The sequence below is a fragment of the Corynebacterium sp. LK26 genome, from assembly GCF_014335085.1.
Taxonomy (GTDB): domain Bacteria; phylum Actinomycetota; class Actinomycetes; order Mycobacteriales; family Mycobacteriaceae; genus Corynebacterium; species Corynebacterium jeikeium_D.
The window spans coordinates 357,582-378,333 of record NZ_PDHB01000001.1 but is presented as its reverse complement, the minus strand read 5'-3'; the positions used below and the strand labels follow the sequence as shown (position 1 = coordinate 378,333).

18 protein-coding genes are annotated in these 20,752 nt (G+C 59.9%); 14 read left to right on the top strand and 4 right to left on the bottom strand.

Features of this window, described 5'->3' with window-relative positions; all coding sequences use genetic code 11:
* Nucleotides 1-60: 60 nt before the first annotated feature.
* Entirely contained in the window at nt 61-972 is a 912-nt protein-coding gene (gene map, locus CRD13_RS01660) for a type I methionyl aminopeptidase (RefSeq protein ID WP_049170794.1), read from the top strand.
* A gap of 3 nt (nt 973-975) precedes the next feature.
* Nucleotides 976-2,439 (top strand): cobyric acid synthase, encoded by a 1,464-nt coding sequence (locus tag CRD13_RS01655; RefSeq protein ID WP_049170796.1) that lies wholly within the window; start codon nt 976-978, stop codon nt 2,437-2,439.
* Here CRD13_RS01655 and mtr read toward each other — a convergent pair.
* Nucleotides 2,436-3,875 (bottom strand): mycothione reductase, encoded by a 1,440-nt coding sequence (mtr, locus tag CRD13_RS01650; RefSeq protein WP_049170798.1) that lies wholly within the window; start codon nt 3,873-3,875, stop codon nt 2,436-2,438. The genes CRD13_RS01655 and mtr overlap by 4 nt on opposite strands.
* Nucleotides 3,876-3,942: 67 nt before the next feature.
* Entirely contained in the window at nt 3,943-4,983 is a 1,041-nt protein-coding gene (locus CRD13_RS01645; RefSeq protein WP_049170801.1) for an alpha/beta hydrolase, read from the bottom strand.
* Between the two features lie 163 nt (nt 4,984-5,146).
* Here CRD13_RS01645 and mqo point away from each other — a divergent pair, with 163 nt between their 5' ends.
* From mqo to CRD13_RS01610, 7 genes are all read left to right on the top strand, one after another.
* Nucleotides 5,147-6,643: a malate dehydrogenase (quinone) gene (mqo, locus tag CRD13_RS01640; protein ID WP_049170803.1), complete on the top strand. Its 1,497-nt coding sequence runs from the start codon at nt 5,147-5,149 to the stop codon at nt 6,641-6,643.
* Nucleotides 6,644-6,736: 93 nt separating this feature from the next.
* Nucleotides 6,737-7,888 (top strand): ATP-binding protein, encoded by a 1,152-nt coding sequence (locus CRD13_RS01635; protein WP_048735587.1) that lies wholly within the window; start codon nt 6,737-6,739, stop codon nt 7,886-7,888.
* A gap of 106 nt (nt 7,889-7,994) precedes the next feature.
* Nucleotides 7,995-8,672, top strand: coding sequence for a VWA domain-containing protein (locus CRD13_RS01630; RefSeq protein ID WP_224784241.1), 678 nt, complete (start codon nt 7,995-7,997; stop codon nt 8,670-8,672).
* The gene (gene cobO / locus CRD13_RS01625) at nt 8,653-9,273 is read left to right on the top strand and encodes a cob(I)yrinic acid a,c-diamide adenosyltransferase (RefSeq protein WP_187401190.1); all 621 of its coding nucleotides are present in this window, start codon (nt 8,653-8,655) and stop codon (nt 9,271-9,273) included. The genes CRD13_RS01630 and cobO overlap by 20 nt, the downstream gene beginning before the upstream one ends.
* Entirely contained in the window at nt 9,267-10,643 is a 1,377-nt protein-coding gene (locus CRD13_RS01620) for a cobyrinate a,c-diamide synthase (RefSeq protein ID WP_049189650.1), read from the top strand. Before cobO ends, CRD13_RS01620 begins: the two co-directional genes overlap by 7 nt.
* Nucleotides 10,644-10,653: 10 nt before the next feature.
* A complete protein-coding gene (gene cobA, locus CRD13_RS01615; protein WP_049170808.1) occupies nt 10,654-11,745 on the top strand; it encodes a uroporphyrinogen-III C-methyltransferase in 1,092 nt (363 codons plus the stop codon).
* On the top strand, nt 11,738-12,019 hold the full coding sequence (locus CRD13_RS01610; RefSeq protein WP_239271971.1) for a hypothetical protein: 282 nt from the start codon (nt 11,738-11,740) through the stop codon (nt 12,017-12,019). Before cobA ends, CRD13_RS01610 begins: the two co-directional genes overlap by 8 nt.
* Here the strand turns inward: CRD13_RS01610 and CRD13_RS01605 are convergent.
* Nucleotides 12,016-12,753, bottom strand: coding sequence for a YaaA family protein (locus CRD13_RS01605; RefSeq protein WP_049189654.1), 738 nt, complete (start codon nt 12,751-12,753; stop codon nt 12,016-12,018). The genes CRD13_RS01610 and CRD13_RS01605 overlap by 4 nt on opposite strands.
* Before the next feature lie 60 nt (nt 12,754-12,813).
* Here CRD13_RS01605 and CRD13_RS01600 point away from each other — a divergent pair, with 60 nt between their 5' ends.
* Nucleotides 12,814-14,586 (top strand): proline--tRNA ligase, encoded by a 1,773-nt coding sequence (locus CRD13_RS01600; protein WP_069358757.1) that lies wholly within the window; start codon nt 12,814-12,816, stop codon nt 14,584-14,586.
* On the opposite strand, the gene CRD13_RS01595 is transcribed toward CRD13_RS01600, so the two are convergent.
* Nucleotides 14,583-15,548 (bottom strand): DUF4439 domain-containing protein, encoded by a 966-nt coding sequence (locus CRD13_RS01595; RefSeq protein WP_239271973.1) that lies wholly within the window; start codon nt 15,546-15,548, stop codon nt 14,583-14,585. The genes CRD13_RS01600 and CRD13_RS01595 overlap by 4 nt on opposite strands.
* 101 nt (nt 15,549-15,649) lie before the next feature.
* Between CRD13_RS01595 and rimP the strand changes: the two genes are divergently transcribed.
* The 4 genes from rimP to infB all read left to right on the top strand — a co-directional run bounded on the left by rimP (nt 15,650) and on the right by infB (nt 20,739).
* Nucleotides 15,650-16,222, top strand: a complete 573-nt coding sequence (gene rimP, locus CRD13_RS01590; RefSeq protein ID WP_016422583.1) for a ribosome maturation factor RimP — start codon at nt 15,650-15,652, stop codon at nt 16,220-16,222.
* Nucleotides 16,219-17,205, top strand: a complete 987-nt coding sequence (nusA, locus tag CRD13_RS01585) for a transcription termination factor NusA (protein ID WP_016422584.1) — start codon at nt 16,219-16,221, stop codon at nt 17,203-17,205. Before rimP ends, nusA begins: the two co-directional genes overlap by 4 nt.
* A 171-nt stretch (nt 17,206-17,376) precedes the next feature.
* Complete coding sequence (locus CRD13_RS01580) at nt 17,377-17,769, top strand: YlxR family protein (RefSeq protein WP_016422585.1); 393 nt, start codon at nt 17,377-17,379, stop codon at nt 17,767-17,769.
* 129 nt (nt 17,770-17,898) lie between these two features.
* Nucleotides 17,899-20,739, top strand: a complete 2,841-nt coding sequence (gene infB / locus CRD13_RS11090) for a translation initiation factor IF-2 (RefSeq protein WP_147719065.1) — start codon at nt 17,899-17,901, stop codon at nt 20,737-20,739.
* Nucleotides 20,740-20,752: the final 13 nt, after the last annotated feature.

Sequence of the window (20,752 nt, the reverse complement as noted above, 5' to 3'; positions counted from 1 at the left end):
TGGCTTTGAAACCGGCACAGGCCGAAAGGCTAATCCGGGGGTAGGGGTAGAGTATGTTCCATGATTCAGCGTTCTCCACTTACTCAGCAAAAGTCCACTCCAATTCGCACCGTTCCGGCACATATTGAACGGCCGGAGTACGCCTGGAAGGACGAGGTTCAGGAAGGCGTCGGCGAGCCGCTGGTACAGACTCCGGAAGATATTGAAAATATGCGAGAGGTCTCTCGCATTGCTGCCAACGCGTTGGTGGAGGCCGGCAAGGCCGTAGCTCCGGGCGTGACCACGGATGAGATTGACCGGGTGGTGCACGAGTACCTGTTGGATCACGACACCTACCCGTCCACGCTGGGGTACCGCGGTTTTGAGAAGTCGTGCTGTGTGTCTCTTAATGAGATTGTCTGCCACGGTATTCCGGATACTCAGGTTATTGAAGACGGCGATATCGTCAATGTCGACGTCACCGGATACAAGAACGGTGTCCACGGCGACACCAACGCGACTTTCCTCGCGGGCAATGTCTCGGAGGAGCACCTCCAGCTAGTGGAGCGCACTTACAACGCCACCATGCGCGGCATTAAGGTCATCAAGCCGGGCCGTGAGATTAATGTCATCGGCCGCGTAATCGAGTCTTACGCTAAGCGTTTTGGATACAACACCGTTCGGGACTTCACCGGTCACGGTGTCGGTACCACGTTCCACAATGGTTTGATTGTCCTGCACTACGATGAGCCGAGCCAGGACACGATTTTCGAGCCGGGCATGACTTTGACTGTCGAGCCGATGATTAACCTCGGTGAGCTGCCGTACCACATCTGGGAGAATGGCTGGACTGTGCAGAATGATGACTTCAAGTTCACAGCTCAGTTCGAGCACACGGTGCTGGTGACCTCCGACGGCTATGAAATCCTCACTCTGCCGGATGAGCAGAACGTGCCAGGCCAGTTCCAGACTGGTTGGAAGCCCGAGGCCTAAACCGTGCAGGCCCCTGCAGCTCTGATTGCCGGCTGCACCTCAGATGCCGGTAAGTCGGTTCTGGTCGCCGGCATGTGTCGGCTACTCGCGCGCCGCGGCGTGAAGGTCGCGCCCTTCAAGGCGCAGAACATGTCCAACAATTGCGCTGTCACGCTCGACGGCGGCGAGATTGGGCGCGCGCAGGCTCTACAGGCGTTGGCCTGTGGGCTGGAGCCGGATGTCTCCTTTAACCCGGTGCTTCTCAAGCCGGGCTCGGACCACACCAGTCAGGTGGTGGTCAAGGGCAAAGCCGATGGGCATGTGAGCGCTCTGACGTACCGGTCGCGGAGAAAAGCGCTGCGCGGAGTAGTTGCGGAGACATTGGAAGAGTTGCGGGGGCAGTTCGATGTCGTCCTGTGTGAAGGCGCTGGTAGTCCTGCCGAGGTCAATCTGCGAGAGTCAGACATCGCCAACATGGGGTTGGCAGAGCTCGCTGATCTGCCGGTTGTGGTCGCCGGTGACATTGACCGCGGTGGGGTGCTTGCACATTTCGTCGGCACGCATGCAATTTTGAGCCGCGAAGACCGCGCGCGGATTACCGGTTTTATCGTCAACAAGTTCCGGGGCGATGTTTCGCTGTTGACACCGGGATTGGACGTGGTGCGCGAGCACACCGGCGTGCCCGTACTCGGCGTAGTGCCTTTTATTCCGGGGCTGTGGATCGATGCGGAGGATTCGCTCGGTACAGTCGCTGGTGCGTCGGTAGGGCCGGCGAACGCACCGCTGGGTACGGAAACGTTGTCCGTGGCCGCCATTCGCTTGCCGCGCGTGTCCAACGCCACCGATATCGAAGCGCTTGCCTGTGAACCAGGGGTACACGTGCAGTGGACGGTCGATCCGTCGGTCGTTGCTCGCGCCGACCTGGTCGTGTTGCCCGGGACGAAGTCGACGGTCGCCGATCTCAAGTGGTTGCGCGAGCGTGGGCTTGACGACGTGCTGGAGAACCGAGCTGCCCGGGGGTTGCCGCTGATTGGCATCTGCGGTGGGTTCCAAATGCTCTGCACCACCATCACTGACTCGGTGGAGTCGGTAGCCGGGACAGTGAACGGGCTTGGAGTGTTCGATACCGACATTGAATTCGCGGGGACGAAGACGCTGGTGAGCCACCCGGATGGCTCTTACGAAGTCCACAATGGACAGGTTGTGCGAAGCAGCGAGGCGCCCTTTATCACTGAGCCTGAAGAAGGGGCGCGGCGTGGCATGGTGATGGGTACGCACCGCCACGGCTACCTGGAAAATGATCAGGCGCGCCGTCAGTTGCTGAGCGAAGTCGCAGTTGCCGTCGGTCGAGACGGCTTTGAGGTCAGCTCTAATACTTCGTTTGCCGAAGAACGGCTGCGGCAGATCGACCTGTTGGCCGATGCAGTCGAGGAGTACCTGGCTGGGCCCGCATTGGCCCAGGCCACAGGTATTGAACAGCTGGGCTAGTTATCGAACTCCAGGCCCAGGATTGCGTTTTCAATCAGCTCTGGCAGTGCTGGGTGAATCCAGTGCTGGCCCTTGACAACTTCGCGCACATCCATCTCGAAGCTCATCATCTGGATGCACTGCTGCACTAGAGTGGCAGCCTGCTCGCCGATGAAGTGCGCACCCAGCAGGCGGCCGGTGGCGCGGTCCGCAATCAACTTGGCAAAGCCATCGCGATCCTCCAGCGCCCAGCCGTAGGCGACATCGCCGTAGTTCTGTACCTTCACGGTAATGTCCGTGCCATTTTCCGCAGCCCAGGCGCGAGCTTCATCCTCGGTCATACCGACCTGACCAATCTGCGGATGTGAGAAGACTGCCGACGGAATGTAGCGGTGGTCAAATTCGCGCAGGTCCGACGGATTCAGCACGTTGTGGAAGACAACCTTGGCCTCATGGTTGGCAATATGCTTCAGCTGGTACGGGCTAGAGACATCGCCCAGCGCCCACACACCTTCGGCAGAGGTGCGGCCGTACTGGTCAACCTTGATGCGACCATCGTCGTGCATCGCCACACCACCGGCTGCAAGGTCCATACGGTCACCGTTGGGGATGCGTCCGGTTGCCACGAGCAGGGCATCGGCTGCGAGCTCCGTGCCGTCGTCAAGCGTGACCGTGACGATCTCGCCCTCCTGGGAGAGCTCAGTGATGGAGGTGTTCATACGGATGTCAATGTCGCGGGAGGCAACCTCGTGGAAGCGCTCGGAGATAGCGGCGTCTGAGCCACGCAGCATGACATCGGAGCGCACCAGCATGTGCACCTTCGTGCCGAAGGATGCGAAGACATGCGCGAACTCGCTAGCGATGTAGCCGCCGCCGACGACGATCATTTCGCGCGGAAGCTTGTCGACGCGCATGATGTTCTCGTTGGTGTAGTAATCGACCCCGGAGTCTGCGATGAGGCCCGGAACGTGAGGGCGGGAGCCTGCAGCGATGATGATGTTGTCGGCTGTGATGTCGACGGTTTCCTCGCCGATGCCGGTGCGAATAGTGCGAGGGCCGACGAACGTTGCGTGGCGGTCGTAGACATCGATATTGGGAGTCTCGTCCCCGCGGCGGTATGCCTCGCCGCCGTCGGCAATCTGGTCGACGCGCTGGGCAAAAACGCGATCCTGGATTTGCTTGAGATCAACGGAGTCGAAGGTGCCGTGCACGCCCAGGCGGCTGGCCTCGCGGATGTTGCGGGCGGCATCAGCGGCCAGAACGAACATCTTGGTGGGAATACACCCAACGTTGAGGCAAGTACCGCCGAAACGTCCTTCCTCCACCAGAGCGATACGGACATTGTCGTAGGCCGGGGCTGGAATGGAATTGCCGGACCCGGTTCCGATAATGATGACGTCGTAGTGGCGTGGGGTAGTCTCAGGCGAATTCTCAGTGGTCACAAGCACTCCTAGCATTCTGGTCAAACTAGTTTGGTTCAACCGTACTGAATGCTGATTTATTCCGAGTTCCTATTCTGTGCTCCTATTTTGAGCTGTCTCCTGGATTGACTGTGGCAAGGAACTGGAATGTCTCATTAAAAGCGCGGTCTAGTGCTTCGGGTGCGGAGAGATACACGTCGTGGAGAGCACCCGGAATCGCGACGTTGCGAGCCTGCGGTCCCAAGTGGGCAGTGGCATCGGCAATTTGCTCAGTGTTGAGGACAGAGTCAACGCGGCTGAGTTCCGGTGTGTAGTCGGAACCGAGAAGGTAGTTGTCCGAGTGGAGAACGAGCGTCGGCACGCCGGTATCGATACCGCGGCTGACACGTTGCTGGCCGACGATGATGGCATTGAGCCAACGCCAGTTCTTGTCATGGCCAGCCAGCGGCTTGAAAGTGCGGTTGTACTCCCAGCGTCCCTGGTGGTCGGCGCTAATGGATTTGCCATAGCCGCCCGCAGACTGCACCGGAATGAGACTGTTAGGGCGAATCCGCGACATAACGCGAGTCACCAGCGAGTACACGGGAGCCTTTGCCCGGGAAACGTGCAGAGTCAGCCACGGTGAGTTCAAGACGGCAGCTGTGACGGAAATATTGGGTGCTTGCGGGCAATGGCCGCCTGTGCTTCGTAACCAATCGAGCCAGAGCACGGCAATGAGACCACCAGTGGAGTGCGCATTAACAGTGACAGTTGTATGACCGGCGTGGTCTAACACTGCGAGTGCCCTGTTGAGATCCTCGAAGTAATTCGTTAGATCGCTGCAGCCATGCCAAGTCTGCCCCGGTTGGTGTGCGCGCCCGCACTTACGCAGGTCAATAGCGTAAAAGGCGTAGCCTTCGGCGTGGTACCGCTCCGCCACGTGCTTCTGGAAGAAATAGTCCGACATCCCGTGAATCCATAGAACCGCCGGACGTTTTTGGAAGTCGCTTGCCGACGAGTCGGGGCAGTAGCGGACCAATACCGCGTGTACGGATCCCTCACCGTCGGGATCCTGGCCGAGTTCGATGACATGTTGGCTGTAGTCTTCGCCTAGGTTATCGGGGTTAAAGGTGGGGGTAACGAAATCGGGAATATCGGTAGTCACAGGGTCAAGCCTAGCGCCGATTACCGGGGGTAGTGGGAATGTGTGCCACAATAGATTATGGACTGAGACGGTAGCTCTCTTTTGCGTCTTTAGTTGTGTGCGCGCATGTGAGCGAGCGCTAGTTTGAATCACTAATCAAGTTAGTAAGGATGTTGACAGCAAAATGGCTGATAACAAGCTTCCTGCTTCCAGTGGCGACGAGGTAGACGTCGTCCTCATCGGTGCAGGTGTAATGAGTGCGACGCTGGGTGTGCTGCTCAAGGAGCTCGAGCCATCCTGGTCACAGGTTCTGTTCGAGCGTCTCGATCAGCCCGCCAAGGAGTCTTCCTCCCCGTGGAACAACGCTGGTACCGGCCACTCTGCTCTGTGCGAGCTGAACTACACGCCGGAGAAGAACGGCAAGGTCGATGTCACCAAGGCTAAGCTCATTAATGAGCAGTTCCAGGTTTCCCGCCAGCTGTGGACCTCGCTGATTGAAAACGGCACCCTGACTGACCCGAAGGAATTCATCAACCCAGTTGATCACACCACCTTCGCTCAGGGGCCGGAGCAGATGGCGTTCATGCGTCGTCGCTACGAGGCACTTGAGAAGGAGCCGCTGTTCCACGGTCAGGAGCTCATTGAAGATCCGGACCGTTTCGCTGAGTACCTTCCGCTGATGTCCGAGGGCCGTGACTTCTCCAAGCCGGTCTCCGCTATTCGTAACCCGAATGGTACGGACGTTAACTTCGGTGCACTGACCAAGCAGTACCTGGCCGCACTGTCCGATATGGGTACTGAGATTCGCTACGGACACGAGGTCACCGGTCTGAAGCGCGACGGTTCCAAGTGGATCGTCACCGTGAAGAACCTGCACACCAAGGACGTTCGCACCCTGGTTGCCAACTTCGTATTCGTCGGTGCCGGCGGTGACGCACTGCCGCTGCTGCAGAAGGCTCGTATTAACGAGATTCGTGGTTTCGGTGGCTTCCCGGTCTCCGGCCAGTGGCTGCGCTGCACCAACGAGGAAGTCATTGCTAAGCATGACGCCAAGGTCTACGGTAAGGCTTCCGTCGGCACGCCGCCGATGTCCGTTCCGCACCTGGACACCCGTGTTATCGACGGCAAGCGCGGCCTGCTCTTTGGCCCGTACGCCGGTTGGAACATGAAGTTCCTCAAGAACGGTAACAACCTGGACCTGATTAAGTCTCTGCGTCCGGCCAACCTGCCGTCCATGATGGGTGTTGGTGTCCAGGAGATGGGGCTGACCAAGTACCTGATTACTGAGGTTCTGAAGGACTTCGACGCACGTATTGAGTCCCTGCGTGAGTACGTCCCGAACGCTCGCCCAGAGGACTGGGAGCTGATCGTCGCTGGTCAGCGCGTCCAGGTCATTAAGCCGATGAAGGCTCCGGTCTTCGGTACCCTCGAGTTCGGTACCGCGGTCATCAACTCGTGGGACGGCACCATTGCCGGCCTGATGGGTGCATCCCCGGGCGCTTCCATCGCTCCGGCTGTGATGATTAGCCTGATTGAGCGCTGCTTCGGCCGTCACATGGGCAAGTGGGCTCCGAAGCTGAAGGAGCTCGTCCCGTCCTACGGTACGCACCTGGCTGATGACCCGGCTCTGTTCAAGGAGGTCTGGGAGGCTTCCCAGAAGACCCTGAAGCTGGAGCGCTAGTAACTCGCTGAAGAGCTTCAAAGAGTTCAATTAAGCCAACATTGTTCTACCCCGCTGTGAGCCATCCGTTCGCAGTGGGGTAGAACTGTGCTTATGGAAAAAATCACGTCAGCGACCACTGCACAAACAGAGCCCACTTTTCCTTTTACTGCGATCGTCGGGCAGCAGCGACTACAGCTTGCGTTGATTCTGACCGCGCTATCCCCGGAGATTGGTGGTGTCGTCATCCGCGGTGAGAAGGGCACAGCCAAGACCACTACGGTCCGCGCGTTGGCGCCATTTCTCAGCGGATCGTTGGTAAACCTGCCACTCGGCGCTACGGAAGATCGAGTCGTAGGCTCCATCGATGTGGAGACCGTCCTGACTACCGGACACGCACAGTTCAATCCGGGACTACTCAGCGCGGCTGACGGTGGCATTCTCTATGTCGACGAGATTAACCTGCTGCCGGATCATCTCGTTGACTCCGTGCTCGATGCCGCAGCCACCGGTCGCGTGGTTGTTGAACGCGATGGTATCTCGCACTCCGCAACCTCCAGGTTCGTGTTGGTCGGCACGATGAACCCGGAAGAGGGCGAATTGCGTCCCCAGCTTCTCGACCGCTTTGGGCTCGCCATCGACGTCACCGCATCCAAGGATCCGGCTGTCCGCGCGGAAATCGTCGCCCGCCGCCTCGACTTTGACGCCGACCCGGAGAGCTTTGTCACGCGGTTCGCCGCCGACGACGATGCGCTACACGCTCGCATCGATCGCGCGCGCGCACTGCTTGACGACGTCGAATTGACCCCCAACATTCTTGGTCAAATTGCCACAGTGTGCGCTGCTTTTGATGTGGACGGGATGCGTGCCGACATCGTCATTGCACGTACCGCCCGCGCTCACGCTGCCTGGCGAGTAGCCGGGGACGAGTCGGCGCAGCCGGCACCCGGCAATCCAATTGAGATCACTGCGGAAGACATTAAGGTAGCTGCGGAAATGGCACTGCCGCACCGTCGTCGCCGTGACCCCTTTGATGAACCAGGACTGGACCAGGAACAGCTCGACGATGCTCTGCAGGATGCAGAGGAGCAGTTCCGAGATGACCAGAATCAGCCAGAGTCGAGTCCGGAGTCGGATCCAGAGCCCGATGCTGAGCAGGTCTCCCAGTTCGACTCCAACTCCGAACCTCAGGAGCCACAACAGTCGAATTCCTCGGGATCGAAGGGAGGTCGCGCCGCTGAAGGCGCCCCCTTTCGCCGTTCGTAAAATCAGCGTTGACGGTGTCGGCCAAGGGGATTCCGGTCGGCGTTCCAAGGCCATTGGCCCGCGGGGCAGCACCATTGGTGCCGAGCGGGGAGGCCATGGTCTCCACGTGCCGGCGACAGTGCTGGCGGCGGCCAATCGTGGCGCCCGCATGGGCGACTCCATGATTCCCCTGGAACCGGAGGACGTTCACGGCGCTATTCGACAGGGAACTGAGTCCAATCTGGTCGTCTTTGTCGTGGACACCTCGGGTTCCATGGCAGCACGCGACCGTCTGGCAGCCGTCACCGGCGCGGTCACATCGCTGCTGCGTGATGCCTACCAAAGCCGCGATAAAGTCGCTGTCGTTACTTTCCGCGGAAATAACGCCGAATTAGTTTTACCGCCGACGAAGTCTATCGACACCGCAGTACGTCGCCTCGCAGATGTCCGCACTGGTGGCCGAACTCCATTGGCCGAAGGATTGCTGAAGGCACACGAAGTGGTAGTTCGGGAAGCCCATAGGGAGCCCACACGGCGCGCAATCATGGTCTTGCTCTCCGACGGCCGAGCAACGGGTAAAAATGGCCTGCAGCAGGCGAGGGCTGTGGCCGCAAAGATCCGTCGTCAAGCGTTGGCGGCGACGGTGGTTATCGACTGTGAGCGCTCTCGCGTGCGGCTGGGGCTGGCACAGGAACTCAGCGTGGAATTGGGTGCGACCTGCATAAATCTCTCCGAACTCAATGCCGAAGCCGTGGCGGGCGTGGTCCATGCCTATCATCGAGACCATGGCACAAGGAAAGCTTGACCCCAAATCAATTCCCAACGATGGACTGACCACCAGGCAGCGTCGCATGATTCCGATTACTGCGGTGCATACGGGCCCAGGTAAGGGCAAGTCCACCGCGGCATTCGGTATGGCGATGCGCGCGTGGAATCAGGGGATGAATATCGGTGTCTTCCAGTTTGTAAAGTCGGCAAAGTGGAAGGTTGGCGAGGAAGCTGCCATGCGCCGGTTGGGCGAGCTTCACGACGACACGGGGGAAGGCGGCCCGGTCGAATGGCACAAGATGGGCGAAGGTTGGTCTTGGTCGCGTAAGCAGGGCACTGAGGAGGACCATGCGGCAGCTGCTGCCGAGGGATGGCAGGAGATTAAACGGCGCCTGGAAAATGAGGTGCACGACTTCTACGTCCTCGACGAGTTCACCTACCCAATCAAGTGGGGTTGGATTGATGTCGACGATGTGGTGGAGACATTGAGGAACCGTCCCGGCCGCCAGCATGTGGTGATGACTGGCCGCGATGCGGATCCGAAGCTCGTGGAGGTCGCGGATCTGGTGACGGAGATGACCAAGATTAAGCACCCGATGGATGTCGGACGTAAGGGACAAAAGGGCATCGAGTGGTAGCGCCTGGAATTGTCATCGCGGCGACAGCTTCAGGCACGGGAAAGACGACAATCTCCACGGGGCTGATGCGTGCACTGTCGCGTCGTCACGCGGTGGCACCTTTCAAAGTCGGACCCGATTATATTGATCCTGGCTATCACGGGGTAGCCGCTGGTCGTCCCGGGCGCAATCTGGATTCCTTTATGTGCGCGCCTGAGATGATTGGGCCGCTCTACGCACATGGAGCTGCCGACAGCGATATTGCGGTGGTCGAAGGGGTTATGGGGCTTTTCGACGGCCGCATTGGTGACGACCCGCTATCGGTGGAGGGCTCGACGGCTGAGATTGCCTCACTGTTGGGCCTTCCGGTGGTGTTGGTGATTGATGCCCGGCATATGTCGCAGTCGGCGGCGGCTGTTGTCCACGGTTTCTCCACGCTTCGCACTGACGTCCGTGTCAGTGGCGTGATTATTAATCAGGTGGGCAGCCCGCGGCATGCGGACATCATTACCCGTTCTGTGGAGGCCATGGGGGTCGAGGTGCTCGGCGCTATTCCGCGAGTGACTGATATTGAGGTGCCCAGCAGGCATTTGGGGCTGGTCACTGCAGTCGAGCAGGGTGAGCAGCTAGAAGCGGTCATTGAATCGATGGCCAACTTGGTGGAAACCTACATCGACATCGACCGGATTATCCAGCTTGCCCGGCAGCCCTATCCAGCTGAACCATGGGCCCCTGCACAGTTCGTTGCACCGCTGGCTCTTAATCGCCGCGTGCGCGTGGCGGTCGCGGCGGGTCCTGCGTTCTCGTTTACCTATGCAGAGCACCGTGAGCTATTGCAGGCCGCTGGAGCCGAGGTCGTGGATTTTGACCCATTGGTTGACGAACTGCCGGAAGCCGAAGGCTACATCGTGCCCGGTGGATTCCCGGAAGAGCATGCCGACGCGCTATCTATTCGTGATGACATTCGCCGCGATCTACGTCAGGCTGCCGATGATGGTGCGCTGATTCACGGCGAATGCGCGGGGCTGCTCTGGCTGCTTGAAGATCTCGGTGGGCGCCGTATGTGTGGCATCATCCCGGGGCGAGCGCACATGGCACGGTTGAAGCTGGGGTACCGGGAGGCTGTGGCGCTGACTGATTCTGCGCTGTGCCCGGTAGGAACGCGCGTGCGCGGTCACGAGTTCCACAAGACAGCCCTCACCGATGACACCGCAAGTGTCGCTGCTGCGGCCGGGTGGCAACCAGCCTGGGGTTGGCGTGGATATCAAGGCGAAACAGTTCGCGACGGCTTTGTTTCCGAGTCTGGGCGGATTCATGCCGGTTACCTGCATGTTCATCCGGCGGGTGCGCCGGGGAACGTCAGTCGCTTTGTCGCTTCGTGCGCCGGGTAAAGTGTTAGCTATGAGTTTGCTTCTCAAAGACTACGGTGTGTTGGTGATTGGCGGTTCCACGGCTGCAGAGCGCGTGATTCCTCGGCTGTTGGACTCTGGCGCTGATGTCACTGTGTGTGAAGGTGGGGAAGTAACAACTGCGATTGAGGCCTGGGCTGCAGACGGCCGTATTACTTTGACCCGCACCGGTTTTACCGAGGCGATGAGCTGGGGCAAGGCTCTCATGGTCTGCTGTGACGAGGCGTTGCTGCGTGAGGTGACTCTAGAGGGACACCGCCGAGGTATTCTCGTCGATGATGAAACCGGGGCTTCCAGCCCGCTTACTCCTGTGGCGCTGACCGGCCGTCGCGCGTCGCGCGCTGGGGACCTCGCTGGTCAGGTCGCGCTTGTGGGTGGTGGCCCGGGCGACCCCGGTCTGATTACCGTTGAGGGGCGTCGCTTGCTCCGGCTTGCCGACGTTGTCGTTGCAGACCACCTCGGTCCACTGTCGCTGCTCGGTGACTTGGAGCCGGATGTCGAGATTATTGATGCCGGCAAGCTTCCTTACGGCCGCGCCATGGCTCAGGAGCGCATCAATGAACTGCTAGTTCATCGTGCCCGTGAGGGCTACTTTGTGGTCCGGCTCAAGGGTGGCGATCCGTACATCTTCGGCCGCGGTTTTGAAGAGCTTCAGGAGCTACAGAAGGCTGGGGTACCGGTTCGCGTTGTGCCGGGTATTACTTCAGCACTGGCGGTACCGGGGACGATTGGCATCCCAGTTACTATGCGTGGCGTCAACCATGAATTCACTGTTGTGTCCGGTCACGTCCCACCGGGGCACAGGAAATCGCTGGTCAATTGGGATGCGCTGGGCCGGATGCACGGCACTATTGCCATCATTATGGGAGTTAAGAACGGGCCAAAGATTGCCGAGGCTCTGATGAAGGCCGGCCGCAGCCCGAAGACTCCGGCTGCGGTCATCCAGGACGGCACGCTGCCGAATCAGAGGTCGCTACGCTGCACACTCGGCGAGCTTGGCGAGAAAATGGTCGAAGAGGCAATCAAGCCGCCCGCCGTTATCGTCATCGGTGAAGTCGCGGGCCTGGATGAGGGCGATGAGTAAGAACAACAAGTCGAGCAACAACAAGTCGAAGAAACCAGAGCCAGAGCAGCAAAAGGCAGGGCTTGTTACTCGACTGCTTGCCGACGATCAGCTGCGTAGCGCTATCTGGATGGGCGCTGCGACCTTCCTGGTGTTTTACCTCGGAGCCATGATTATTTTCCGCCTCCTTCTCCTCGGCGGAGAAGGCTCGCGATACGACAGCATTTTCATCGCTGTCATTGCGCTCATTGCCGCCATTGTGGCAGGCCGGAAGCGCTACAACGACGACATTTAGTTTTCCGGGACGCGGAAGATGAGGGTGTCGTCGTCAAGCGAGACGTCGTATCCTGCGGCGCGTGCGATGTCGACGGCCTCTGTGGGGGAGGTCGGTGCCGTGTCGGAAAGGGCGATGGCGCGGGCAAATAGGCCCTTGTAGTGCTTGTTGAAGTGGCTGACGATTTTGCCCTCGGCGGTGAGCACGGTCATCGTTGTCGCGCTCTTGACTTTGCCCAAATTGGCGTAGGTGCCGGAACGAAGGTCGATGAGGAAGTCGACATCATTGAGAGCCTCGGTGATGGCGGTGCCCCAACGGCGCTTCATCGTCGGAGCTGCGTCGGCAGGCTGATCCGCGAAGGGGAGCTTGACCGTGCCAGAGAGACGGTAGTGGGGGATGAGGTCGTCTCCGCCAATGGCACCGAAGAGCGCTGACCCGATGGCGAGTCGAGCACGGCCGGTTTCCGGCAAATCGCTGGGGGAGAGTGCGTCGTAGAGCACCCCGGTATAACGCTCGAGAGCCGGCATGGTCGGCGACTCTAGGAGCGCGGCATTAGCTGTGACTTCGTCAGCAAGCCGTGGCCCCAGCTTCAGTGTTTTCATCGCGGCCTCCCTGTTCGCACTTAACTCCACGAGATCGGCTGCAATGCGCTCGCGGATGGGGTTGAGGGAGCCGAAGCTCAGCGAGGAAAAGTCCACTGCGGGATGGCTGCCACCAGTGGCTTTGGTTTCAGATGGGGGTAGGACTACGAGCATGGGCACCATAGTAATGCCCCGCATGTTGCGAAGAATGATCGACGGGTAAAATCAGCATTCATGATTACGCGAATGTCCCAGCTGTTCCTGCGCACACTGCGCGAGGATCCAGCTGACGCCGAGGTCCCTAGCCACAAGCTGCTCGTCCGTGCCGGCTACATCCGGCGAACTGCCCCTGGTGTGTACTCCTGGCTGCCACTGGGCTTGAAGGTTCTGCGCAACGTAGAGAAGGTTGTGCGCGAGGAGATGGAAGGCATTGGCGCACAGGAGCTGGCATTCCCTGCACTGCTCCCGCGTGAACCGTACGAGGCGACGAATCGGTGGACCGAATACGGCCCCGAGCTGTTCCGTCTGAAGGATCGCAAGGGCGCGGACTACCTGCTGGGGCCGACGCACGAAGAGATGTTCGCGCTGGCTGTCAAGGATCTTTTCAGCTCATACAAGGATTTCCCGACGACGCTGTTTCAGATTCAGACCAAGTACCGCGACGAGGCTCGCCCGCGCGCTGGTATTCTGCGTGGCCGCGAGTTCGTGATGAAGGACTCTTACTCCTTTGACATGGACGACGAGGGGCTGGAGAATTCTTATCAGCTGCACCGCGGTGCCTACCAGCGAATTTTTGACCGGCTGGGCATTAAGTACGAAATCTGCCACGCCACCTCCGGCGCTATGGGCGGTTCGGCCTCCGAGGAGTTCCTGGCTGTTAGCGAAAGTGGCGAAGACTCCTTCGTAGTCTCCACCGACGGTGAGTACGCCGCCAATGTGGAAGCCGTGAAGATTCCGGCAGTCGAACCGCAGCCGATTGAGGGACAACCGGAGGCGAAGGTTTACGAGTCTCCGAACTGCACCACAATCGCAGCACTTGTTGATTGGGCCAATGGTGCGGACCTCGGACGCGAGGTCACTGCTGCCGATACTTTGAAGTGCGTTCTCGTCGCCGTCGACCCGAAGAAGGTCGATAAGGAGGGCAACGCCCTGCCGGAACAGCTCACCGCAATCCTGGTTCCCGGTGACCGTGAGGTCGATGAAAAGCGTCTTGAAGTCGCATTTGAACCGGGTGAGGCGCGCTTGCTGGAGGACAAGGACTTCGCAGCCAATGACTTCCTGATCAAGGGCTACGTCGGCCCGCAGGGGCTCGCCGATCGCGGTGTGAAGGTCCTTGCTGACCCCCGCGTGGCGGAGGGCACAAATTGGATTACAGGAGCCAACGAGGAAGGCAAGCACATCGTCGATGTGGTCGCTGGTCGCGACTTCCAGATTGACGGTATCTGCGATGTCGCAGAGGTGCGTGACGGCGACCCGGCTCCGGAGGGGCATGGCACGCTAAAGATCGAGCGCGGAATCGAGATCGGTCACATTTTCCAGTTGGGCCGCAAGTACACCAACGCCTTTGAAATCGACATCCTCGATGTCAACGGTAAGCGTGCTCGTCCGACGATGGGGTCCTACGGCATTGGCGTGTCCCGCCTGGTCGCTGTCCTCGCGGAACAGCAGTTGGATGAAAAGGGCCTCAAGTGGCCAGTTGCCGCGGCACCGTACAAGGTTCACATCGCTGTGGCCGGCAAGAACGCCGAAGCAGCTGAGGCCGCTGAACAGCTGGCGGAAGACCTCAGCCAGCAGGACATTGAGGTGCTTTTCGACGACCGTCCGAAGGTCAGCCCCGGTGTGAAGTTCAAGGACGCCGAGCTGCTGGGTATGCCGTTTGTGGTCATCTTTGGCCGTGGCTACGCGGACGGCAAGGTGGAGCTGCGTAACCGCCTGACCAACGAGACCGACGAGGTCGCCGCTGACGGCATTGCAGCTCACGTCGCGGAGCTGGTTCGCAAGGCTTAGAGCCCGGGCAACGGCTCCAAGTTGTTGCCACCTAGCGCTGCCGCTCCGGCGGCAGCCACGCCAGCTGCCTGCAGCGCGAACATACGCATCCGAGGGTTATTAGCAGCGAGCAATACGTCTTCCCACGCCTGGGCACAATAGCGCTCCAATGCAATCATGTAATCGACGGGTGCCGTATCTGGCGAAGGAGCGCCTTCCGGCATATAGCCAGGTGCGCTCTCCGGCACCTCAACGTCGGAATCCTCCAGAATTAGTCGGGCACGATCGCGCAAAATTCGGTGGCGCTCGCCACGGGCCAAAAGTGCAGTAGTGGTATCGCCTCCGAGACGTGGTGCGGCTACGCCGACACCGTAAATCATCATGTATTCGGCTTGCAGTGCCTTAGTCATCTGTTCTTCGGCACCCGAGATTTCATCCCTGTCACTGGGAATCAATGGGATAAGTTCCTCCCACTCAGCGCCCGCAACACGCAGAGCGAGGACGATACCGCCATCGACAGCCGTGGCGAGGCGCGCAGTGTGCTCCTCCCGCAATGCAGTGCGTGAATCCAGGGCATTCGTCAGTACGGGATTGTTTCGCGAGTCCGTGAGCAGTAGCTTCGCGTCGGAACCGGTAACCAGGGATCCTGGGACTGCTACGTCCGAGCCACATTCATCGACAGGTTTACCGTCCTTGTGGGTGCCGCAGGCGCGTGTGATTTCCTTATCCAGTTCGGTAACCTGCGCGGAGCGCACCGCTGCGAGGTCAGGATTGGCGTCGCTAAGCGACTGTGCATCGCGCGCCGCCAGCGCATGGAGAACCTCAATGGCGTAATCGGGGCGCGGTGCCACCAGATGCGAGCACGCGGAAAGCGCAGGAAGTGATCCCACGGCGAGGGCAGCAGCGAGGAAGCCACGGCGCGAGAGAGTACGAGTGCGATGCGATGCGGAAGCAAAACTGGGGGAGGGAGGTTCAACAATCACCTCACTATGGTGCCACGGCGGGCGGCACTTTGTGTCAATGCGGTATGTGGAAAGCGCCCAGGTGCGCAATTCCTAGTACTTGACCTGTAGACTCTACGACTATGGCGATACCCGCACCCGAGAAAATTGAACAGTTTGTGAGCCCGGCGCTCGCACAAATCGGCCTGGATGTGGAAGATGTCAAGGTCGTTCGCGCCGGCGCAAAGTCACAGGTCATTGTGTTAGTTGACGCAGATGAGCGTCCTGACCTCGATGTTCTGGAACAGGCCACGTATGAAGTATCTTCGGCTCTGGATGCCGCGGAGGCACGTGGTGAAGCGGACTTCGGCGCTCAGGGCTACACCTTGGAAGTTTCCACTCCTGGTATTGACGCACCGCTGACCCAGCCTCGGCACTGGCGTCGTAACCGTGGTCGTATTGCGGAGATTTCGCTTGCCGACGGTTCCGCGATTGCAGCCCGCATTGGTGCGCTGTCGCCGGATGAAGAATCCATCATTCTCGTTACCTCTAAGGGGCCAAAGGGACGTTTGAAGGCTGTTGGCCAGCGTGTCCAATTAACCAATGTGGCCCGTGCAGTGGTACAAGTTGAATTCTCTAATCCGCCCGCAGCCGAGAAGGATTTTGCGGGACTAGACTATGACGATGCCTTGACCAGGCTGGAGGATAACAAGTGAAGATTGAACTAGCTGCCCTGCGAACCTTGGAAAAGGAAAAGGGTATTCCTGTCGACGAAATGCTGGGACTGGTCGCCCGAGCATTGCGTGAAAGCTACCGTAACACCACCGCACCGGCACAGTATGCGCGCGTCGAAATCGACCGTGAGACCGGTGACGTCATAGTCTTTGCCCAGGAGCGAGACGACGAGGGCAATCTCATCTCCGAATGGGACGACACTCCGGAGGACTTCGAGCGTACCGCTGCATTCGCTGTTCGTCAGACCATCCTTTCGCGTCTGCGGGATGCGGAGAGCGATAAGGTTCTCGACGAATACGCAGACCTGTCTAATCAGGTCATTTCCGGCGTGGTCCAGCGCGATGTCTATGCCAATGAAAAGGGCATTGTCGTCGTCCACATCGGTTCGGAGGCCAACGGCCGAGACGGTATTCTGATGCCGGCTGAGCAGCTGCCAGGTGAGGAACTCAAGCACGGTGACCGCATCAAGTGCTACGTCGTCGGTGTGAACAAGACACCGCGCGGTGTTGCGATTCACCTGTCACGCACGCATCCGGAGCTCATTCGTAAGCTCTTCGAACTTGAAGTTCCGGAAGTTGCCGATGGGGCAGTGGAATTGATTTCCATTGCGCGCGAGGCCGGTCACCGCACCAAGGTTGCTGTACGCCCCACGGTCAAGGGCCTCAACGCTAAGGGCGCCTGCATTGGGCCCCGCGGTCAGCGTGTGAACTCGATTATGAATGAGCTCAAGGGCGAGAAGATTGACATCATCGACTACGACGAGGATCCGGCGAAGTTCGTTGGTAACTCGCTGGCGCCCGCCAAGGTAGTTAGTGTCAAGATTCTGGACATGGACGAGCGCCGTGCACACGTTGTGGTGCCCGACTACCAGCTCTCTCTTGCTATCGGCAAGGAGGGACAGAATGCCCGTCTGGCGGCTCGTCTGACCGGCTGGCGAATCGATATCCACTCCGACGCGGAGTAGACACAACGTCAGCGTCCCAGCGGTTGCGAAAGTGGCGGGAAAGTGCCTAGGGGGTTGGCACTTTTCCGCCTTTTCGGGTTATGCTGGGAGGTGGCCAAACGACAAGGCGTGATTTTCCTATGCGAATTTTCGCGCTGAATTTCTTAGCAGGAAGGTGGGTGCGTCAGGAGTATGACGACTTCGCGGGTGCTAAACCCGAATTCGACAACTCATACGCCTGCACCCACACGTACCTGTATTGCAACTAAGCAGCGCCACAATTGCTCGGAGCTGCTACGCATTGTCGCCACCACCCGTTCAGATGGCTCAGTAGCCGTCGTTGCTGATCCGCATCGTCGGATGCAGGGGCGAGGTGCCTGGATCACCCCAACACTAAAGGCTTGGGAGATCGCCGACAAGCGCCGTGCATTTGGCCGCGCACTGAAGGTATCTACGCAGGTAGATGCGTTTCCGGTTAAACAGTTTATCGCCACGCACTACGAAGCGGCGGAGGGTTTCGCCCCCGCTGACGATGTGCGTGTCGCTAAGCAGGGAGGCAGGAAAAATGACAACAGAAAGACCTGAACACTGATGAGCACACGATGAAGCATCAGCGATGAACGGCAATAGATAAGAGGGAGCCCTGCAGGCGCTCTCGGTGCGCGGACAAATCCGCCATCGGGCGCTGCTCGGCCCCCACTAGTGAGGAGAGCAGTGTCCGGAAAGCTACGTGTCCATGAGCTCGCTAAGCAGCTCGGGGTCACCAGCAAAGAACTACTCGCCGAGCTGAAGGCTCAGGGCGAGTTTGTTAAGACCGCTTCTTCGACGGTGGAACCACCCGTCGTCAGGAAGATGAAGAAGGTCTACGAAGAGAAGAATGCTGGCGCAGGTGCTGACGCGTCTGCCCAGGCCCCAACTACCAAGGCTGCTGCTAAGTCTGCTGCTAAGTCGGGTGCCAAGCCAGCAGCTAAGCCAGGCGCTAAGCCTGCTGCACCAGCGGCGGCAAAGCCGGGTGCCAAGCCAGCAGCTAAGCCAGGCGCTAAGCCTGCTGCACCAGCTGCAGCAAAGCCGGGTGCCAAGCCAGCAGCTAAGCCAGGCGCTAAGCCTGCTGCACCAGCGGCGGCAAAGCCGGGTGCCAAGCCAGCTGCACCGTCCCGTTCGCCGAAGCCGGGACAGGAAATGCCACGCCCGCCGAAGCCTGCTGGCCCGAAGCCGGGGCCGAAGCCAGGCGCACGCGCACCGCGTGTGGCGAACAACCCATTCTCGACCGGCGGATCCTCCCGCCCGGCACCGCGGCCGTCCAACATGCCGCGTCCGCAGGGCGGAAACGGCCGTCCGGGCCCGAAGCCGGGAGCACGTCAGGGTGGCCCTCGCCCGCAGGGCGGAAACGGCCGTCCGGGCCCGAAGCCGGGAGCACGCCAGGGTGGCCCTCGCCCGCAGGGTGGACAGGGCCGCGGTAATAAGCCGAGCGGCAATCGTCCGACTCCGGCAATGATGCCTTCGCACCCGAACCCGGGGCAGATGCCTGCAAAGGCAAGCCGCGGTGGCGGTGGCGGTGGCTTCGGCGGCCGTGGTCGCGGCCCGGGTGGCCCGGGTGGCGGACCGCGCGGTGGCCGCGGCGGACGTCGCGGTGGAACTGCAGGTGCATTCGGGCGACCAGGAGGCGCCCCGCGTCGCGGACGTAAGTCGAAGCGTCAGAAGCGCAACGAGTACGAGGCAATGCAGGCACCATCCGTGGTGGGCGGCGTTAAGCTGCCTAACGGTAAGGGCACGACCATTCGCCTCGCACGTGGTGCATCCCTGTCTGACTTCGCTGAGAAGATTAACGCCGATGCAGCATCGCTGGTCCAGGCGTTGTTCAACCTCGGCGAAATGGTGACGGCAACTGCATCGGTCTCCGACGAGACCCTGCAGCTGCTCGGCGACGAGATGGATTACAAGGTCCAGGTCGTCTCGCCTGAGGATGAGGACCGCGAGCTCCTCGAGTCCTTCGACCTCCAGTTCGGTGAGGACGAGGGCGACGATGAGGACCTGGAGCAGCGCCCGCCAGTGGTAACTGTGATGGGTCACGTCGACCACGGTAAGACGCGCCTGTTGGACACGATTCGTAAGGCCAACGTCGGTGGCCACGAGTCCGGTGGTATTACCCAGCACATCGGTGCCTACCAGGTGCCGGTGGAGCTCGACGGTGAGAAGCGCAAGGTTACCTTCTTGGATACCCCGGGTCACGAGGCGTTTACCGCCATGCGTGCTCGTGGTGCCAAGTCGACCGATATCGCGATTCTGGTTGTTGCAGCTGATGACGGCGTCATGCCGCAGACGGTTGAGGCTATTAACCACGCCAAGGCCGCTGATGTGCCGATTGTCGTTGCAGTCAACAAGATTGATAAGGAAACTGCAGATCCGCAGAAGATTCGTGGTCAGCTGACTGAATACGGTCTCACTGACGAAGAGTGGGGCGGCGACACTATGTTCGTCGATATCTCCGCTAAGCAAGGTCTCAACATCGATCAGCTTCTCGAAGCAGTGCTGTTGACTGCCGATGCTTCGCTGGATCTGCGCGCCAATCCGGATATGGACGCTCAGGGTGTCGCCATTGAGGCTCACCTTGACCGTGGCCGTGGTCCGGTGGCAACCGTTATCGTTCAGCGCGGTACGTTGCGCGTCGGTGATTCCATCGTTGTCGGTGACGCATATGGTCGTGTTCGCCGCATGGTCGATGAGTACGGCAACGACGTCGATGAGGCCGGTCCTTCCCGTCCGGTTCAGGTGCTCGGCCTGACCTCCGTACCGGGTGCTGGTGACAACCTCCTGGTTGTTGACGAGGATCGTACGGCCCGCCAGATTGCAGACCGCCGCGACGCACGTCGTCGTAATGCGCTGCAAGCACGTCGTCGCAAGCGCGTCTCCCTGGAGAACCTGGACGAGATTCTGAAGGAGACCAACACCCTCAACCTGATCCTGAAGGGCGACAACGCCGGTACCGTCGAGGCACTGGAAGAAGCCCTGCTCAAGATCGAGGTCGACGACGAGGTCGCTCTGAACATCATCGACCGTGGTGTCGGTGCTGTCACGCAGACCAACGTCACGCTGGCTGCTGCGTCTGACGCCGTCATCATCGGCTTCAACGTTCGCTCCGAGGGCAAGGCCACCGAGGTTGCCAATGCTGAGGGCGTTGACATCCGCTACTACACGGTGATCTACCGTGCTATCGAGGATGTCGAGGCTGCTCTGAAGGGCATGCTCAAGCCGGTCTATGAGGAGAAGGAGATTGGTCGTGCAGAGATTCGCGCCATCTTCAAGTCCTCCGCAGTTGGCCTCATTGCCGGCTGTATGGTCGAGTCCGGAAAGGTCCGCCGCAACGCGAAGGCTCGCCTGGTTCGTGACGGCAACGTCATTACGGATTCGGCGACTATCGAGTCGCTGAAGCGAGAGAAGGACGATGCCACCGAGGTCGCAGCCGGTTACGAGTGCGGTATGGTGCTGTCCTACCCGGACATCCAGGTGGACGACGTTATCGAGGTCTACGAGATGGTCGAGGTTCCGCGCACGTAGCGACGTAAGCTAA

Excerpts from the sequence above, each read along its gene's own strand:
- map (WP_049170794.1), top strand. The coding sequence starts at position 61 with ATGATTCAGCGTTCTCCACTTACTCAGCAAAAGTCCACTCCAATTCGC.
- mtr (WP_049170798.1), bottom strand. The coding sequence starts at position 3,875 with ATGCTAGGAGTGCTTGTGACCACTGAGAATTCGCCTGAGACTACCCCA.
- mqo (WP_049170803.1), top strand. The coding sequence starts at position 5,147 with ATGGCTGATAACAAGCTTCCTGCTTCCAGTGGCGACGAGGTAGACGTC.
- CRD13_RS01635 (WP_048735587.1), top strand. The coding sequence starts at position 6,737 with ATGGAAAAAATCACGTCAGCGACCACTGCACAAACAGAGCCCACTTTT.
- cobO (WP_187401190.1), top strand. The coding sequence starts at position 8,653 with ATGGCACAAGGAAAGCTTGACCCCAAATCAATTCCCAACGATGGACTG.
- cobA (WP_049170808.1), top strand. The coding sequence starts at position 10,654 with ATGAGTTTGCTTCTCAAAGACTACGGTGTGTTGGTGATTGGCGGTTCC.
- CRD13_RS01610 (WP_239271971.1), top strand. The coding sequence starts at position 11,738 with ATGAGTAAGAACAACAAGTCGAGCAACAACAAGTCGAAGAAACCAGAG.
- CRD13_RS01605 (WP_049189654.1), bottom strand. The coding sequence starts at position 12,753 with ATGCTCGTAGTCCTACCCCCATCTGAAACCAAAGCCACTGGTGGCAGC.
- CRD13_RS01600 (WP_069358757.1), top strand. The coding sequence starts at position 12,814 with ATGATTACGCGAATGTCCCAGCTGTTCCTGCGCACACTGCGCGAGGAT.
- rimP (WP_016422583.1), top strand. The coding sequence starts at position 15,650 with ATGGCGATACCCGCACCCGAGAAAATTGAACAGTTTGTGAGCCCGGCG.
- CRD13_RS01580 (WP_016422585.1), top strand. The coding sequence starts at position 17,377 with ATGACGACTTCGCGGGTGCTAAACCCGAATTCGACAACTCATACGCCT.